Source organism: Micromonospora sp. NPDC048947, assembly GCF_040649495.1.
GTDB lineage: Bacteria > Actinomycetota > Actinomycetes > Mycobacteriales > Micromonosporaceae > Micromonospora > Micromonospora alfalfae.
This window is the reverse complement of sequence record NZ_JBEZFO010000002.1, coordinates 409,628-427,789: the sequence shown is the minus strand read 5'-3', so window position 1 is coordinate 427,789 and position 18,162 is coordinate 409,628. Positions and strand designations below refer to the sequence as shown.

12 protein-coding genes are annotated in these 18,162 nt (G+C 71.0%); 5 read left to right on the top strand and 7 right to left on the bottom strand.

The features are described 5' to 3' along the window. Positions 1 to 23 precede the first annotated feature (23 nt). A complete protein-coding gene (locus AB0B98_RS05330) occupies positions 24 to 1,940 on the top strand; it encodes a carboxypeptidase-like regulatory domain-containing protein (protein WP_357361077.1) in 1,917 nt (638 codons plus the stop codon). Between the two features lie 321 nt (positions 1,941 to 2,261). Here the strand turns inward: AB0B98_RS05330 and AB0B98_RS05325 are convergent, their stop codons facing one another. The 4 genes from AB0B98_RS05325 to purS form a co-directional block, all read right to left on the bottom strand. Next, a complete protein-coding gene (locus AB0B98_RS05325) occupies positions 2,262 to 3,017 on the bottom strand; it encodes a 2-phosphosulfolactate phosphatase (protein ID WP_357268410.1) in 756 nt (251 codons plus the stop codon). Between the two features lie 4 nt (positions 3,018 to 3,021). Next, a complete protein-coding gene (gene purL / locus AB0B98_RS05320) occupies positions 3,022 to 5,691 on the bottom strand; it encodes a phosphoribosylformylglycinamidine synthase subunit PurL (protein WP_357361075.1) in 2,670 nt (889 codons plus the stop codon). A gap of 67 nt (positions 5,692 to 5,758) precedes the next feature. Then, entirely contained in the window at positions 5,759 to 6,442 is a 684-nt protein-coding gene (purQ, locus tag AB0B98_RS05315; RefSeq protein ID WP_091396055.1) for a phosphoribosylformylglycinamidine synthase subunit PurQ, read from the bottom strand. Continuing rightward, positions 6,439 to 6,702 carry a phosphoribosylformylglycinamidine synthase subunit PurS gene (gene purS, locus AB0B98_RS05310; RefSeq protein ID WP_030491392.1) on the bottom strand — a complete coding sequence of 88 codons (264 nt, stop codon included), beginning with the start codon at positions 6,700 to 6,702 and terminating at the stop codon, positions 6,439 to 6,441. Before purS ends, purQ begins: the two co-directional genes overlap by 4 nt. Positions 6,703 to 7,060: 358 nt before the next feature. On the opposite strand from purS, the gene AB0B98_RS05305 reads away from it, so the two are divergent. Then, complete coding sequence (locus AB0B98_RS05305; protein WP_238672764.1) at positions 7,061 to 7,744, top strand: trypsin-like serine protease; 684 nt, start codon at positions 7,061 to 7,063, stop codon at positions 7,742 to 7,744. 24 nt (positions 7,745 to 7,768) lie between these two features. Then, positions 7,769 to 8,332 carry a YbjQ family protein gene (locus AB0B98_RS05300; RefSeq protein WP_238672763.1) on the top strand — a complete coding sequence of 188 codons (564 nt, stop codon included), beginning with the start codon at positions 7,769 to 7,771 and terminating at the stop codon, positions 8,330 to 8,332. Positions 8,333 to 8,459: 127 nt separating this feature from the next. Here AB0B98_RS05300 and purB read toward each other — a convergent pair whose 3' ends face one another. Next, on the bottom strand, positions 8,460 to 9,884 hold the full coding sequence (gene purB / locus AB0B98_RS05295) for an adenylosuccinate lyase (protein ID WP_357361072.1): 1,425 nt from the start codon (positions 9,882 to 9,884) through the stop codon (positions 8,460 to 8,462). Positions 9,885 to 10,057: 173 nt separating this feature from the next. Between purB and AB0B98_RS05290 the strand changes: the two genes are divergently transcribed. Next, complete coding sequence (locus AB0B98_RS05290; RefSeq protein WP_357361070.1) at positions 10,058 to 12,376, top strand: PKD domain-containing protein; 2,319 nt, start codon at positions 10,058 to 10,060, stop codon at positions 12,374 to 12,376. 67 nt (positions 12,377 to 12,443) lie between these two features. Here AB0B98_RS05290 and AB0B98_RS05285 read toward each other — a convergent pair whose 3' ends face one another. Both AB0B98_RS05285 and AB0B98_RS05280 read right to left on the bottom strand, forming a co-directional pair. Beyond that, positions 12,444 to 14,786, bottom strand: a complete 2,343-nt coding sequence (locus AB0B98_RS05285; protein WP_357361068.1) for a hypothetical protein — start codon at positions 14,784 to 14,786, stop codon at positions 12,444 to 12,446. Next, the gene (locus AB0B98_RS05280) at positions 14,779 to 15,750 is read right to left on the bottom strand and encodes a glycosyltransferase family 2 protein (RefSeq protein ID WP_357361140.1); all 972 of its coding nucleotides are present in this window, start codon (positions 15,748 to 15,750) and stop codon (positions 14,779 to 14,781) included. The genes AB0B98_RS05285 and AB0B98_RS05280 overlap by 8 nt, the downstream gene beginning before the upstream one ends. A gap of 279 nt (positions 15,751 to 16,029) precedes the next feature. Here AB0B98_RS05280 and AB0B98_RS05275 point away from each other — a divergent pair. Further along, positions 16,030 to 18,162 (top strand): PKD domain-containing protein (locus tag AB0B98_RS05275; protein ID WP_357361066.1); only part of this gene is annotated, 2,133 nt, incomplete at its 3' end.

The window sequence follows — 18,162 nt, the reverse complement described above, 5'->3', positions numbered from 1 at the left end:
AGTCAGCCCGGAAGGCGGTGGACGTGTCAACACACCGACGTGCCTGGAAGCAGCGGGCCGGTGTGGTCGTAGCGCTGGTTGCCGGCGCTCTGCTCGCCGTCCCCGCCACACCAGCAATGGCCGCAGATGTCAGCGTTTCCCCCGGCTCGGTCACAGTAAACGCCGGCAGCGACGCCACAATCACCGTGCGCGTCACTGGGGGTAACAACGACGAGTCAGCGAAGGTCAGCCTCGCCGGCCTGCCGTCCGGCGTCAGCTGCGCCAGTGGTTGCGGCGACGTCAAACTCTCCGGTGGCGGCCTGGGCAACCCGACAGGGTCGGCGCTGGTCAGGATCGCGGCGAACGACAACGCCGGCGACGCGACCGCGACCATCACGGTGGCCGTCGAGGCCGATTCGGGCCCGGACACCGCCACCGTCTCGCTGACGGTGAAGGGCAAGGCCGCTCCGCCGCCGCCGCAGAACCAGACCGTGCGGTCGGTCTCCGGCAAGGTCGTCGCCCAGGGCGACGGCAAGGCCGTGGCGAACGCGTTCGTGGTCCTCCAGGACACCGCCGGTCACCGCTACGACGCCACCAGCAACGGCAGCGGCGACTTCCGGTTCACCGGCACCACCGAGAAGCCGATCGCACCCGGCCGGATCGACCTGGGCGCGTCGTTCGACAACATCAAGGCGTTCAAGTCCCTGAACGCCAGCGCCGGGCAGGCCATCACCGGTCAGCGGCTCAGCCTCGCGATCAAGGTCGAGACGACGCCCAGCGCCACGCCGTCCGCCACCCCCGAGGCCACTGCCACCGAGGAGGCGACCGAGGAGGGCACCGAGGAGGAGCCCACCGAGGAGGCCAGCCAGGGTGCTCCGGCGAACGCCTCGAACAGCGAGGACGACGGCGGCGGCATGAGCTCGTACATCATCATTCTGCTCGGTGGTCTCCTGGTCGCCGCCGGTGTCGGCACGATCGTGCTGCTGTGGATGAAGCGCAGGGAGAACGGCGACGACGACGCTCCGGCAGGTGCCGGTGGCGGCGGCGTGGTGCCGTCCTCGCGCGGCGGGTTCCGCGGTCCCGACGACCAGACCCGGGTGGTCGGCGGTCGTCCCGGCGCGGACCCGACGATGGTCGGCGGCGCGGCGCTGAGCGAGGCCCCGACGATGATGCACCGACCGGTGGTCGACGACGTTCCGCCGGACCCGTACGGCGCGCCTGCCCAGGCGTACGGCGGCGCAGGTCAGCAGGGCTGGGGCGGCGCCGGCTACGGCGAGGAGCCAGCGCCGGGTGGATACGGTGCCGGCGGTTACGGCAACGCCCCCGCTTCCGGTGGCGGCTACGGCGCTCCGGCCGGCCCCGAAGGCGGGTACGGCGCGGCCGGTGACGGCTACGGTGCCGCGCCTGGCTCCGGTGCCGGCTACGGCGGCGCACCAGCGCCCGCTGGTGGCTACGGCAACGCTCCGGCCTCCGGTGGCGGCTACGGCGGTCGTGATTACGACGCCCCGGGCGGCACCGCCGCCTACCCGCCGGCTCCCGCTGGCGGAGCGGCCTACGGCGAGCGGTTCGACGAGCCCACCGGCCGGTACACCGGCGACAGCACCCAGTACCCGGCCCCGGCCGACCCATACGCCACAGGCGTCTACCAGCCGGAGCAGGGGCAGGGGTACGGCCAGCCCGATGCCGCCCCGTACGGCGGCCGCGCCGCCGAGCCGACCGCCGGGTACGGCGCTCCGGAGGCTGGCGGGTACGACCAGGGCGGCTACGGTCAACCGGCCGGCGGCTACGACCAGGGCGGCAACTACGGCCAGGAGCCTCCGCAGCAGCGCGGCGGCTACGACGACCGGGGCTACGACCAGGGCGGCTACGGCCAGCCCGCTGGGCGGAACCGACCGGACACCCCACCGCCGCCGCCACCGACGGAGCGCGGCGGTCGCCGCCTCGACTGGTTGGACGACTGACCCCACCACAGCACAGGAAACGGCCACCCGGAGATTCGGGTGGCCGTTTCGTCGTGGCAGGACAGAGGCCGTCCCAGGAGCGACCCTGCTCCAGGCCCCGCTGTTTCAGCGCCCCCTGCTCAGCGCCGCCTACTTAGCGCCCAACCTGCGGCAAGATCGACTCGCGTTTCAGGGAGTCGGGCTATCCCACGGACCCGGACACCCCGATTTCCTGAAACGCGAGTGGATCACGGTCGGCAGCAGGCGAGGGCGGGCGGCAGGCGTCGCTGGCCTGGACGGGCGGCAGGCGTAGCTGGTGTGGACGGGCGACGGGCCCCTCGGTCAGGCGGCGGAGAAGATGCCCTGGTGGAGCACCGGCACAACGTCCGACACGCCGATCCGGACGGCGACGTCCACGTCCGCGGCGAAGCCGCTCTCGGTCAACTCTCGTCCGGAGACGCTGCCGCGCACCGCGGCGGGCAGATCCGGGGTGCTGGCCAGCGCGGCGAGCGCCATGGCCGCCTCCACCGACAGCCCACCCGGCACACCGGAGAGGGCGTCCAGCACCGAGGCGGCGCCGAGTTGGTCCTCCACCGACGGGCGCAGTGACCCGTCCGGCCACCGCTCCCCCGAGGCGATCACGCCGATCGGGGCGTCCAGCGTGCCGTACCCCTGGCGGCGCAGCCAACGCCCGACGGCGCGTGCGTTGCGCAGGCACGCCGCGACCACCGGCAGACCGGTGGCGCTGGCGGCGGCGCTGATGGCCGAGCCGTTCGGGGAGGGCAGCACGAGGTCCGCCACCACTGGTGCGCTGCTCAGCGCGGCGGGCGACAGCGACCACGGATGTTCAGCTGTCGTCTGCCGCCGCCCGACGGCAGCTGTCGCACCGACCCGGACGGCGTACTCGGCGGCCTGCTCACCCCAGGGGAACGGGTGCACCCGCATGCCCCGGGCGACGGCCACCTCCACGGCGGTGGTGAACGAGAGGACGTCCACCACCACCAGCGCCGCGCAGACCCGGCCGAGCTCGGCCGCCCCGGTCAGCCCCCAGTCGAACCGGGCACCCGATCCGGGTTGGCCGTAGACGGCGGCCGTCAACGCCTCAGCGCTCGTCGGGCGAAGGCTCGGTGACACCGGAGTCAGACTCGGACGCCTCGCCCGGCTGCTCCGACCCGATCGGCTCGACAGCGCCGGTCTCCGGGGAAGGGCCCGAAGAAGCGATCGGCTCGGAGACCACCGCCGCCGCGTCGACCGGCTCAGCCTGCGCGACCGGCAGCGGGACGGCCTCGACCGCACCCGCCACACCGGCAGCCGGCGCGGGCACCTCGACGGCCGCCGAGCCTCCGAAGAGGCGCGGCAACGTCTCGGTGTGCGCGGCACGCAGCTCGTCCAGGCCGATCCGGAACTGGCCGTGCACCTCGAGCGCCCCACCGGACGGGTCGGTGACGCCGATCAGCTCGAACGGCACGCCCCGCTCGGCGCAGAGCGCCGCGAACGCCTTGTCGTGACCGCGCGGCACCGAGACCAGCGCCCGGGTGGCGGACTCGCTGAACAGGTAGACGAACGGCATCGAGCCCTCGGTGAACTGCTCCGGCACGGCGACCCGGGCACCGACGCCACGACGCAGGCAGGCCTCGACCAGGCTCTGGGCGAGGCCGCCGTCGGAGAGGTCGTGTGCCGAGCTGAGGTGACCGACGCGGGCCGCCTCGGCCAGCAGTTCGGCGAGGGCCTTCTCGCGGAGAAGGTCGACCTGCGGCGGAATGCCACCGAGGTGCTCGTGCGTCACCCAGGCCCACTCCGAGCCGGACAGCTCAACGTTCGTCTCGCCGAGCAGGTAGAGCTGGTCGTGGTCGCCACCGGCGCGCGGCACGAAGCCCATCGGCACCCGGTCGGCGACGTTGTCCAGCACGCCCAGCACACCGACCACCGGGGTCGGGTGGATCGCCGCGGCACCGGTCTGGTTGTAGAAGCTGACGTTGCCGCCGGTCACCGGGATGCCCAGCTCCAGGCAGCCGTCCGCCAGGCCACGCACGGCCTCGGCGAACTGCCACATCACGCCCGGGTCCTCCGGCGAGCCGAAGTTGAGGCAGTTGGTCACGGCGATCGGCTTCGCGCCGGTCACCGCGACGTTCCGGTACGCCTCGGCCAGGGCCAGCTTGGTGCCGTTGTACGGGTCGAGCCTGGCGTACCGGCCGTTGCCGTCCACCGACAGCGCCACACCGAGACCGGTCCGCTCGTCGATCCGGATCACACCGCCGTCCTCCGGCTGGGCGAGTACCGTGTTGCCCAGCACGTAGCGGTCGTACTGCTCGGTGACCCAGGTCTTGTCAGCCAGGTTGGGCGACGCGATCATGCGCAGCACGGTCTCCCGCAGCGCCTCCGGGTCTGCCGGGCGGGGCAGCGTCTCGGCCCGGTCGGCCTGGAGCAGGATCAGGTCGGCCGGCTCACGCATCGGCCGGGCGTAGACCGGGCCGTCGTCGACGAGCGACCCCGGTGGCACGTCGACGACCAGGTGGTCCTGCCAGGTGATCAGCAGTCGACCCGGGCTGCCGTCCGGCTCCGGTGCGGTGACCTCACCGATCGCGGTGGCGAGGACGCCCCACTTCTCACAGGTCTTGAGCACCGCGTCGAGCTTGTCCGGCTCGACGACCAGCAGCATCCGTTCCTGCGACTCGCTGGCCAGGATCTCGTGCGGGTCCATCGAGGGCTCCCGCAGTGGCACCCGCTCCAGCCAGACCCGCATGCCGGTGCTGGCAGCGGCGGCGGTCTCGGTGAGCGCGCAGGTCAGACCGGCGCCACCGAGGTCCTGGATGCCGACCACCAGTTGGCCGTCGTACAGCTCCAGGCACGCCTCGATCAGCAGCTTCTCGGTGAACGGGTCGCCGACCTGCACGGCGGGTCGGCGCGCCTCGCTGCCCTCGTCGAAGGTGGCGCTGGCCAACACCGACACGCCACCGATGCCGTCGCGGCCGGTCTTGGCGCCCATCAGGACGACAACGTTGCCCGGGCCGGCGGCGGCCTTGTTCTGCAACCGGTTGACCGGCAGCACGCCCAGGCAGAGCGCGTTGAGCAGCGGGTTGCCCTGGTAGGAGGGGTCGAAAACCAACTCTCCACCGATGTTGGGCAGGCCGAGGCAGTTGCCGTAGCCGCCCACGCCGGCGACCACGCCGGTGAGCACCCGGGCGGTGTCCGGGTGGTCCGCGGCACCGAAGCGCAGCGGGTCCATCACCGCGACCGGGCGGGCACCCATGGCGAGGATGTCCCGGACGATGCCGCCGACGCCGGTCGCCGCGCCCTGGTACGGCTCGACGAAGCTCGGGTGGTTGTGCGACTCGACCTTGAAGGTCACCGCCAGCTCGTCGGAGACCTGCACGACACCGGCGTTCTCACCGATGCCGGCGAGCAGCCGGTCGCTGTGCGGGGCCTTCTCGCCGAACTGGCGCAGGTGCACCTTGCTCGACTTGTAGGAGCAGTGCTCGCTCCACATGATCGAATACATGGCCAGCTCGGACTGCGTGGGCCGGCGGCCGAGGATCTGCCGGATCCTGTCGTACTCGTCGTCGCGCAGGCCCAGCTCGGTGTACGGCTGAAGCTCGCCCGGGGTGCCACCGGCGCGCGGCACCGTGTCCACGCCCTCGGTCCAGACGGCGGCGGCCGGCTGGGCGGGAGCGGTTGCCGGTGCGACCGGCTGCGCCGCGCTCGGCTCGGCCGGCTGCGCCGGGGCGGAGTACGCCTCCGGTGTGTCCCGTACCGGGTCCGGATGGGTGGTCATGACCTCTCCTCGCTGCGCTCGTGCCCGCCAGGCCGGCGGTTGAGCTGACCGATGATCGTGCCGCCGGTCATGCCGGCGCCCCCACCAGGTGCTTGAGGACCGACGTGAAGAAGCCGAGGCCGTCCAGCGAAGGGCCGGTGAGCGCCTCCACCGCGTGCTCGGGGTGCGGCATGATGCCGACCACGTTGCCGGCGGCGTTGGTGATCGCGGCGATGTCGCGCTGGGACCCGTTGGGGTTGCCGCCGACGTAGCGCGCGACCACCCGACCTTCGGCTTCGAGCTGGTCCAGCGTCGCGGTGTCCGCGACGTAGCAGCCCTCGCCGTTCTTGACCGGGATGAGCACCTCCTGGCCGGGCTGGAACGCGTTGGTCCACGCCGTCCCGGCCGACTCGATGCGCAGGACCTGGTCCCGGTTGCGGAAGTGCAGGTGCTGGTTGCGGGTGAGCGCGCCGGGCAGCAGGTGCGCCTCGCAGAGGATCTGGAAGCCGTTGCAGATGCCGAGCACCGGCAGACCACCCCGGGCGGCGTCCACGATCGTCTCCATCACCGGGGCGAACCGGGCGATGGCACCGCACCGCAGGTAGTCACCGTAGGAGAAGCCTCCGGGCAGGACGACCGCGTCGACACCGTGCAGCTCCGGGTCGCCGTGCCAGAGCCGGACCGGCTCAGCGCCGGCGATCCGGACGGCCCGGGCCGCGTCCCCGTCGTCGAGCGAGCCGGGGAAGGTGACAACACCGACCCGGGCGGTCACGAGCGGGCGTCCGCGGTCTCGTCGGCCTCGACCAGGCGGACGGTGAAGTCCTCGATGACCGGGTTGGCGAGTAGTTTGTCGGCAATCTCCCGAGCGCGGTCCAGGTCCGGTTCACCGGTGAACTCGATCTCGATCCGCCTGCCGATCCGAACCGAGGCGACGTCACCGACGCCGAGCCGGGGCAGCGCGTTTGCGACGGCCTGGCCCTGCGGATCAAGGATCTCGGGCTTGAGCATGACGTCGACGACGACGCGAGGCACTGGGCACTCCTGACTGTGTACGCAGTTGGGTGCCGACCCACAATGGGCGAGCGCAGCCAGCGTACCTGGCAGATATCGCCGCGGACGCACCGGCCGGGTGCAGTTCAGGCAGTGATCGACATTACTGACGCTCAGTCGGACCTGTCAGGCGCGACAGGTGGCCCTAGCAGGACATACACGGCGCAGCAGGTGGCCGAATCGTTACATTGGGCAACCTCGATGACCTCCTTGATAACGATCGCGTCGCGCCCTACTCTACATCGACGTAAGTCGATACTGCCGGCTTCGGGAACCCCCGCCGCCCGGCCCCATCCGCACCCGGCGACCCCGGGCCCGCCCCGTCCAAGGAGTCCACCCGATGCGCATCCGCCCCCTGCTCGCCGTCCTCAGCACCGCGCTGGTCGGCGCCCTCGGCGTCACGTCCGCCGCGTCCGCCGCCCCCGCCGGACCGCAACCCATCATCGGCGGCGGCACCGTCTCGTCCGCACCCTGGGCCGCCGCGGTGCTCAGCAACGGCTCGTTCACCTGCTCCGGCAGCGTCATCGCCGCGCAGTGGGTGCTCACCGCCCGGCACTGCATCAGCGGCACCATGTCGGTGCGCGTCGGAAGCGTGAACCGCACCTCCGGCGGGGTGACCCGCACGGTCAGCGCCACGTACACCCGCAACGACCTCGCGCTCATGCGGCTCTCCAGCACCGTCAGCACCTCCGCGGTGAGCCTGGCCAGCAGCAACCCGCCGATCAACTCGACGAACTCGATCTACGGCTGGGGCATGACCTGCTACAGCGGCTGCTCGGCGTCCACCCAACTGAAGACCGCCACCGTCCGGGTGACCAGCAACAGCGCCACCGACGCGTACGGCGGCCAGGCGATCCGCAGCAGCCGGATCAACGGCAACGCCTGGCGCGGTGACTCCGGCGGCCCGCAGTTCTACAACGGTCAGCAGGTCGGCGTCGCCTCCACCGCCGACGGGTCGAGCATCCAGAACTACGGCAGCGTTGCGTACAACCGGGCCTGGATCACCTCGGTGGCCGGTGTCTGACGGTTAGCGCCCCGCTCGGCGCGGATGGTCGGCCACGTGCCGGCCGTCCGCGCCGCGTCGTTTTGCAGCATCCGATCAGGTGAACAATGCACACGATCGGGTCGCGCCACTCCTGACAGCATCGGAAACGTGCTGGTCGTGACGACAGAGCAACTGCCCGGCTACGAGATCCGCCAGATTCTCGGTGAGGTGGTGTCATCGATGGCCAGGACGCGCAACCCGTACCGCGAGGGTGTGAAGAACCTGCGCGGTGGCGCGTACGACCCGATGGCCCCGGACAACCTGACCCGCTGGCGCACCGACTCGGTGGCCCGCCTCGGCGAGGAGGCCCTGCGGCTCGGCGCGAACGCGGTGATCGGCATGCGGTTCGACAGCCGGGACTGTGGCGAGATGTGGATGGAGATCTGCGCGTACGGGACGGCAGTGGTCGCCGTACCCAAGATGCCCGAGGTCATGCCAGCCGACCAGCCGGCTGTCGCAGCGGGAACCGCGGAGCCCGCAGGCTTCGCCGAGTCGCTCGGCGGCATCGCCGAACCCGCCAGCGCCCCCAACCTGAGAACCGCCGCCGAAACCCCAACCGGCGAATAACCCGGCCCCAGCCCCCTGCCCCGGCCCCTCTCACCCCGTTGATCATGAAGTTATTGCCCTACGCGCCGGCGTGTCGTGGCAATAACTTCATGATCAACACGGCGGGGCGGGGGGTGGGGGGGCGGGGTTAGAGGATGGGGGGTGGGCTGTAGGTGGCGGCGTGGGGGTGGGCTTCCACCACTGCCGTGATGCGGCGGGTCACCGCTGCCACCTGAGCTTGGGCGGCGCCCACGAAGGCGTTGCGGTCGGCGACCAGGGTGTCGATGTCGGCGCGGGACAGGCCGAGTCGGCCGTCCGCCGCCAGGCGGTCGAAGAGGTCGTTCTCCGGTGAGCCCTTCTCGCGCATCGCCAGGGCCACAGCCACCGCGTGCTCCTTGATCACCTCGTGGGCGACCTCCCGGCCGACGCCCCGCCGGACCGCCGCGACCAGGATCTTCGTGGTGGCCAGGAACGGCAGGAAGCGCTCCAGCTCCCGGTTGATCACTGCCGGGTACGCGCCGAACTCGTCGAGCACTGTGAGGAACGTCTGGAACAGCCCGTCGGCGGCGAAGAACGCGTCCGGCAGTGCCACCCGGCGGACCACCGAGCAGGACACGTCCCCCTCGTTCCACTGGTCACCGGCCAGCTCACCGACCATCGACAGGTAACCCCGGATGATCACGGCGAACCCGTTCACCCGCTCCGAGGAACGGGTGTTCATCTTGTGCGGCATCGCACTGGAACCCACCTGGCCCGGCTTGAAGCCCTCGGTCGCCAACTCCTGACCGACCATCAACCGGATCGTGGTGGCCAGCGACGACGGCGCGGCGGCGGTCTGGGCCAGCGCGGCCAGCACGTCGAAGTCGAGCGAGCGCGGGTAGACCTGCCCGACGCTGTCCAGCACCCGGGAGAAGCCCAGGTGCTCGGCGACCCGTCGCTCCAACTCGGCCACCTTGTCGGAGTCGCCGTCGAAGAGGTCGAGCTGGTCGGCGGCCGTGCCGACCGGTCCCTTGATCCCCCGCAGCGGGTAGCGGGCGATCAGCTCCTCCAGCCGCTCGTACGCGATCAGCAGCTCCTCCGCCGCTGACGCGAAGCGCTTGCCCAGCGTGGTGGCCTGCGCCGCCACGTTGTGCGAACGGCCGGTCATGACCAGCTCGGAGTGCTCGTGGGCCAGCCAGGCCAACCGGGCCAGGGTGGCCACCACCCGGTCGCGGATCAGCTCCAGTGAGGCGCGCACCTGGAGCTGCTCGACGTTCTCGGTCAGGTCCCGGGAGGTCATCCCCTTGTGCACGTGCTCGTGCCCGGCGAGCGCGCTGAACTCCTCGATCCGGGCCTTCACGTCGTGCCGGGTGACCCGCTCCCGCTCGGCGATCGAGGCGAGGTCGACCTGGTCGAGCACCCGCTCGTACGCCTCGACCACGCCATCCGGCACCGGCACGCCCAGGTCGCGCTGAGCGCGGAGAACGGCGAGCCAGAGCCGCCGCTCCATCCGGACCTTCTCCTCCGGGGACCAGAGGGCGACCAGTTCGGGCGAGGCGTACCGGTGGGCCAGCACGTTGGGGATCGTCGTCACGTGCCTCATTCTCTCCTACCCGGCGGCCGGTCCGGCCAGCAGGCCAGGGCGGGTGCCGGTGGGCCTGGTGGGCGTTTTGTCGGACGGGACGGTGCGCTACCCGCCGGTATCGGATCATGGTCTCCATCTGATCTCCGGCGAAGCCGAATCTCTTTTCACGACAGAGGGCATGCATGCGTAGAAGATCCCTCGCCGGCCTCACCGCGATCGCGGTGACCGGCGGCACCCTCCTGGCCACCGGCGCACCCGCCCAGGCAGACGACCCTGTGATGCTTCTGCACGTCAGGCAGGCCGACGCGAACTGCTCCGACCAGGGGCCCGGCTCCGACGACACGCCGTTCTGCACGATCGGTGCCGCAGCCGCCGTGGTGACCGCCCCCGGGGAGGTCTGGGTCGACGGCGGCACCTACGCCGAGCGCGTCACCATCACCAGCTCTGGCACACCAGAAGCGGGGATCGCCTTCAAGGCCCGGAATCCCCGCACACCGGTGACGCTCGTCGGGCCGAACGCCGGCCTGGTCGTCGACGGCCAGCACGACATCTATATCCAGGAAATCAATGTCAGTGGGTCTGCTGACGTGCCCGCCCTCGATCTGCGGAACGCCTCGAACGTAGTGGTCGCGGGCGGCAGATTCACCATGGCGAACGTCGCCACCGCGCCCGCCATCCAACTCGCCAATGTGACGTGGTCATGGCTGGATGGCCTCATCGCCACCGGAGCGGCGCTCGCCGACGGATTGACGATTGATGCCTCCACCAGCGACGTGCGCGTCAGCAACACGTTGGTGTCGACCGCCCCGAACCACGTCGCCGCCGATGGCGGCGTGGGCATTCGAGTCGACGGGCCGCGCAGCACGATCGTCGGCGGCGATGTTGCCGGCTTCTCCGGAGCGGCCATCTCGGTGGGCCCTGCCGCCGCCGGGACGGTGATCGCCAACAACCGGATCGGGGGCGGGATCGGGTACGGCATCCACAACCGCGGAGCCGTGGGCACGGGCATCGCCAACAACGACATCCAGGACCGCTGCCTGGGCGGCGTCCGGGTCGACGGGACGTCGTCCCAGGTCTCGGTGCAGAACAACGTGCTCCGCAACAACGGCGCCTTCAACCAGGGCTACTGCGATCCGCAGGCGCCCGAAGGCGCTGAGATCGCGGTCCACGACGTCGCGCTGAGCGGTACCGTGATCGATTACAACAACACCTGGCACCAGTCCGCGTCCGCGACCGGCTACTCGTGGAACGGAACCAGGATGGGTCTCACCCAGTTCCGCACCGTCTCCGGGCAGGCCGCACACGACCGGTACACGTCGGATGTCCGGGAGAACGTCGACTCGGCGAACTCGACGGCACCCGGCTACCAGGAGCTTGACACCAACGGCAAGCCGCGCCGGGACGATCCGGCCGTGGCGAACACCGGCGCCGGCCCGATCGCGTACGCCGACCGTGGCGCTGCTGAGTCCATCAAACACCCGGTGTCGTCCTTCGACGCCACAGTGGACCTCGCCACGAGCACTGTCAGGGTGGACGCCTCGGCCTCGACGCCGGGCTTCGTCCCGATCCGTGATTACGAGTTCCGTTGGGGCGACGGCACCTCCTCCACCAGTCAGTCACCGATCGCCACGCACAATTACACCAAGCCGGGCACCTACGACGTCACAGTCAGCCCCACAGGGACCGACGGCCTGAGCGGCAGCAGCACCGAGCAGGTCAGCGTGTTGCGGCGGACCGCGTCCGTGGGCCTGCTCGCGATGTCGAACCGTCGCTACGTGGGTACGTCCGCGCCGGTTCTGCTGCCGAACCAGGCCGGGCTTACCGCCGCCGCACAGTACGACCTGGCGGACGCCGGCAACGGCCAGGTGGCCCTCGTCGCGCGGGCCAACGGCCGTTACGTCACGCAGTCGGCCAACGAGTCCCTGAACGCCGCGGGCCAGGTGGTCGGCACCACCGAGAAGTTCACAGTCGTCCGCAACAGTGACGGCACCGTCAGTCTCAAGGCGAGCAACAACCTGTACGTCACCGCCGACGCCAGCGGCACCGTCTCGATGAGCGCCAGCCGGTCCACCATCGGCGCCTCGGAGAAGTTCGCCCAGGTCCCGGTCGCCGACGCGAACAGGTCGTTGAAGGCCAGCGTGAACGGCCGCTACGTGATAGCCGACGGTGCCGGGGTGAAGCCGCTGATCGCGAGCGCGGCGACCGTCGGTAGCTGGGAGCGGTTCGACTTCGCCGACCTCGGCAACGGCCAGGTTGCTCTCTTCGCCCGCGCCAACAGCCGTTTCGTGTCCGCCGACGGCGCAGGCGCCAAGCCGCTGATCGCGAACGGCCCGGCCGTCAGCACCTGGGAGCGGTTCACCCTGGTCCGCAACAGCGACGGCACTGTCAGCTTCAAGGCCGGCATCAACAACAAGTACGTCAGCGCCGACGGCGCGGGCAGCAAGCCACTGATCGCCAACGGCCCGGTCGTCAGCACCTGGGAGAAGTTCACCCTCGGCTGAGCCGCCTCACCACCTCGACGCCCGCCAGACCCTCGGGTCCGGCGGGCGTCGTCGTGCGGGGGCCCAGTCAGCGCAGCTCGTAGACCGTGACGCTGCCGGAGACGAGGCGTACCTGAGCCAGCCCGGCCAACGCGGGCGACACCTCGCCGGCCCGGGTGTCGGCGAACAGCCACCGGACCCGGTGGTCGGCGCGCAGACGGTCCAGGTCGGCCGTGGTGGGTGCCCGGAACACCCTCTCGTTCAGCGCGAACCGGGCCGGGTCCGGCGGATCCTGCCGTACGTATCCGAGACCCCGCCGTCCGTTGGCGGCCAGGGCGGCATCGGTGTAACCCCAGCTCTCCACCACCGTCCGGTGCCCACCCAGCCCGGTCACGCAGTAGGCGCGGGCGTCGCAGTGCGCGGTGGTCGGCACCGGACGGCAGTGCACGTTGGTGGCCACCACGTCGTCGTCCGCCGCGTGCTCGTCCAGCCACAGCGCGGCCCGCATCTCCGCCGCCGTCACAGTGGACGGCTGCGCGACAGACGCGGGCAGCCCCGGTGCGACCTGGACGTACCGGACGGCACCGTCGACGCCCCGGGCGACGCTCGCGCCCAGCAGCGCCGCCGTGACGCCGGCCAGCGCCACCGCCACGGTCCGCCGCCGCCCGCCGCCGTCCGGGCGAACCAGCAGCGCACGGACTCCGATCGCGACGAGCGCGGCCAGCAGGAGAAGGACCGCGAGCCGCAGGTACGACCGGGCGAGAACGCCCATCCAACCGGCCATGGTCGCGGTCGGCCGGGGCATCATGGGCACAAGAAGGTACGACGCCACGCCGAGCACCGCGGCGGACACCGCCACCGGCCAGGGCGGCCGTACGAGGGTGAGCAGCCACACGGTCAGCACGGCGCCGAACGGGAGCACGTCCAGCCAGAAGTAGACCTGGCTCAGCGACGGATGATGCAGGGTCCAGATGCCGCCCGCGCCGGCGAGCACCGCGCCCGACAGCAGCCAGGGTGCCGGGTCGGCACGGCGAGGCCCGGCGAGGACCAGCATGCCGATCAGCCGGGGCAACTGCACCAGCAGCCACCAGCCGAGCAGGACGAATGTCAGCAGCCAACCGGACGCCCCCGCCCTGCTCAGGCCGAACGGCAGCAGCCCGCCGCCGCGTACCCCGTCGCCCGCGCCGATGGTCTCCCGGTACTGCGGCATCGCGTGCAGGAACGCGAACGCCTGTGGGGCGAGGGTGCCCGCTCCGCCGCCGGCGAAGAGGAGATAGCCGACGCCCATCGGCACCACGAGGCAGAGCAGGGTCGCGAGCGCCGGCCAGGGCACCCGCCGGCGCTGCTGCCACCAGGTGGTGGCGACGGCCACGGCGACGCCGGCGATCAGCGGCGGCAGCGCGCTGGACTTGGCGCCGGCGCAGGCCAGCCCGAGTGCCGGCAGCAACGCCCAGGCCACGCCCAGCGGTCGCCCGCGTACGGCGTCGACGCAGATGCCGGCGAGCAGCACCAGCAGTGGCAGGACGTACGTCTGTGACGGGCTGGAGAAGGAGAATGCGAAGGCGCCGTCCGCGATGGCCGAGTTGACGGCCACCGGCATGCCGAGGCCAGCCGCCGCGCCCGCCACCGGGCCCGCCCACCAGCGGCCGGTCAGGTCCCGGGCCAGGCCGGCGGTGACCAGCACGCTGACCACGGCGACCGGCGCCAGCCACAGCCGCAGCAGGACCGTCGCGGGTGGAATACCGGTGATCATGCTGCCGGCGGCCATGTGCGCGTCGGACAGGTAGTGGTAGCGCAGCGGCTCGCCGGCCAGCTGCGGCAGTTGGAAGGGCAGGTCCCGGGTCAGCTCCTGGACCAGCGACAGGTGGTAGAGCAGATCCTGGTAGTAGCTGTGGTTCACCGGCGGGAGCGGCACCAGACGCCACTGCGCGACGGCCCACAGCAGCACGAGTAGCAGCACAGCGACGACGGACCAGTGCCAGGCGAGAGGGAGCGGCCGGCGGGCCCCGACCCGCCAGTGGCGACGTAGCCGGGGAACGGCCAGGAAGGCGAGCACGAGGGGCACCGGCCACCATCGCAGCAGGTGCTGCTGACCGGTGGCCGCGGCGGCGACCCAGACGCCGAGTTCGAGGAGCAGGCCGGTGGCCGCACCGAAGCCCAGGTCCTCCGGCAGGTTGCCGCGGCCACCGCGTACCGCCCGGTGCACCAGGGTGCCGGGTAACACCAGGGCCAACGACCAGTACGCCACGTAGCGGAGCACGTCGACGGCGGGAACGCCGGTGTACGACCAGGCGGCCGGCATCGCGGCGAGGAGCACCGCCCAGGGCAGGGCCGCGACCACGGCGGACCGGAGTGACCGGGCGGATCGTCGGTCCGGGTGCGGCGCGGGCGCCGAGGCGGGTCGGTCCACCAACCCGAGCGAGTCAGCCACCGGCACTACCCACCGGCGCGGCGGGAAACGGGGAGGTCAGCTCGGCGTCCGCCGAGTCGGCCCCGACGTGGTACGTCGGTCGACCCTGCACTGTCGCGTAGATCCGCCCGACGTACTCGCCCAGCAGGCCGAGACAGACCAGTTGCACGCCACCGAGGAGCAGGACCGCCACGAAGGTCGACGTCCAGCCCGGGATGGTCAGACCGCGCAGGTACGCCACGACGCCGAAGCCGATGAGGCCGAGGCAGGCCAGGAAGCTGATCGCTCCCAGCCAGGTGGCGAGACGCAGCGGCGCTGCGGAGAAGTTGGCGATGCTGTCCCAGGCGAGCGCGATCATCCGGGGCAGTGGATATTTCGTCTCGCCCGCCGCCCGAACCTCCCGGGAGTAGCGCACCTCCGCACTGGCGAAGCCGAGCGCGGGTACCAGCAGCCGGTAGACCGGGGTGCGTTCGGGCAGCTGACGCAGGGTCTCGATCACGTCCCGGCTGACCAGCCGGAAGTCACCGGCCTGGGCGGGCACCTCGGCGCCGACGAGCCGGCGCATCAGTTGGTAGTAGAGCTGCGCGGTGCGCCGTTTGAACATGGTGTCCGAGCTGCGGTCGGCGCGTACGCCGTACACCACATCGACGCCTTGCTCACGGGCGACCCGCAGCATCTCGGCCACCGTCTCCGGCGGGTCCTGCAGGTCGGCGTCCAGACTGACCACCCACTGCCCACGGGCGCGGTACAGCCCGGCGGTCAACGCCGCCTGGTGTCCACTGTTGCGGCGCAACTGGAGCAGGCGTAGTTGCGGCCAGCTCCGCGCATGGGTGAAGAGCACCGAGACGGTGTCGTCCCGGCTGCCGTCGTCGACGGCCACCACCTCGTACTCGACGCTGAGCGCGTCGAGCACCGGACGCAGCCGGGCGATCAGGGCCGGGATGACCGCGGCCTCGTTGTACATCGGAATGACGACAGACAGCACCAACACTTACCGGCCCCGTTCCGGACGCAGGTGTCATCGAACGCACCTCGTTCGGGGGTGCGGACGGTCACCGTTACCCGACAACCTCACGGGCTTTCAGCCACCCGTTGAACAGGACGTGAACGTCTAACTGCCGGCCGCTTCGATTCGCCGGAACCAGGACGGTCACGAGACGGGTGGCCGTTTTGTCACCCAGGTCAGCACCTCACTTGTCGATCATGCAGAATCGCCTTATCTGACCTCCGGCGTCGCCGGATCCTCCTCCTTTCCGAGGCCAGCATGCGCAAATCCTTCTTCGCCGGTCTCGCGACCGCAGTACTTACCAGTGGCACCCTGGTGGGCACCGCGCTGCCCGCCCAGGCGGCCGCTCCGACGACGCTCTACGTCCGGCAGAATGCCGCCACTGGCTGCTCGGACCAGTTCCCGGGCACCTTGGAGCAGCCGTTCTGCACCATCGGAGCCGCAGCGGCGATCGTCACCGGCGGGCAGACCGTCGACATCGGCGGCGGCAACTACCCGGAGCGCGTCACGATCGGCACGTCCGGCACGCCTGAGCAGCCGGTAACCTTCCTCACCACCTCCAGTTCCGCGGCGACCCTGATCGGCGCGACGGCGGGCTTCGTGATCGACGGCCAGCACGACGTGGTGCTCCAGAACCTCCGCGTCGACGGGTCGGGCGACGTGCCGGCCCTGGACGCGCGCAACTCCTCGGGCCTCACCATCCGGGGCGGCACCTACGGCCTGAAAATAACCGCGACGTCACCGGTGATCCGGTTTGCCGGCGTGACCAGCTCGAGCCTGTCGAAGATCACCGTCAGTGGGTTGACCGCCAGCGTCGGCATCAGCATGGACGCCGCCAGCAGTGACGTGGCCATCCAGGACACGAGCGTGCAGGGCTATGCCAACTACATCCTCTCCGACAACACGATCGGCGTCCGGATCGACGGGCCGCGCAACTCGTACATCGGTGGCAGCATCGCCGGCTTCACCAACGCGGCGATCATGCTCGGGCCCACCGCGGCCGGCACTGTGGTGGCCAACAACGTGATTTCCGGGGGCGCCGGCCACGGTGTGCACAACAACGGGGCCACCGGCACGGCCATCGCCAACAACACCATCAATAACCGCTGCCAGGACGGCATCCGCGTCGACGGAGCCTCGTCCGGCGTCTCCGTACAGAACAACGTGCTCGCTCTGAACGGTTACTTCGATCTGGCTTACTGCGACAGCAAGGTGCTGGACGGGGTCGAAATCGGCGTCTACGGCGGTGCCGTCGGAAAGACGGTGGTCGACTACAACAACGCGCACCACTACGACAACGACTCACCGGAGATCTACGCCTGGAACACCCGGATGTCGCTGGCCGCGTTCCGGGCCGCCTCCGGCCAGGCCGCCCACGACCGCGAGACGGGGCAGGCCCGGGACAACATCGACTCGGCGAACTCGGCCGCGCCCGGTTACCCGACCCTCGCCCGCGGCGGCGCGCCGCGCATCGACGACCCGGGCGTGCCGAACACCGGTGCCGGCCCGGTCACGTACGCCGACCGTGGCACCACCGAAGCCGTCCGCAGCCCGGAGGTGCGGTTCGACGTCGCCATGAACATCCAGGCGCGCTCGGTGACTGTGGACGCGTCCGCCTCCCTCCCCGGCCTCAACCCGATCGAGTCCTACCGGTTCACATTCGGCGACGGCAGCACCGTCACCCAGACGAGCCCGATCGCCACGCACACCTACGCGAACCCGGGCGGCTACCAGATCGGCGTCACCGTCACTGGCACCGACGGTCGGTCGGGGACTTACAGCAGGCGGATCAGCATGCTGCGGCCGACCGGGACCGTTGGTCTGCGGGCCCTGTCGAACCGCCGCTACGTGAGTTACGAGACCGGCTTCGGGCTTCGACCGAACCAGGCCGAACCGACTACGATCGCGCAGTTCGACCTGGCGGACGCCGGCAACGGCAAGGTCGCCCTCTTCTCTCGGGCGGCCGGGCGCTACGTCGCCATCTCCCAGTTCGACCTCGCCACGTTGACAGCGGACAGCGTCGTCGTGGACGTACGCGAGATGTTCAAGCTGGTGCGCAACGGCGACGGCACCATCAGCCTCCAGGCCCCCATCACCAGTAAATACGTGACCGCCGACGTCAACAGCGCCGTTCCGATGAGCGCCAGCCAGTCCACCATCGGCACCTGGGAGAAGTTCCTCCAGGTCGTCGTACCGGACGCGAACCGGTCCCTGAAGGCGCAGGTCAACGGTCGCTTCGTCAGCGCCGACGGCGCTGGCGCCAAGCCGCTGATCGCGAGCGCGCCGACCGCCAGCACCTGGGAGCGGTTCGACGTGGTGGATCTCGGCAACGGGCAGGTCGGCCTCCTCGCCCGTGTCAACAACCGTTACGTGTCCGCCGACGGCGCTGGC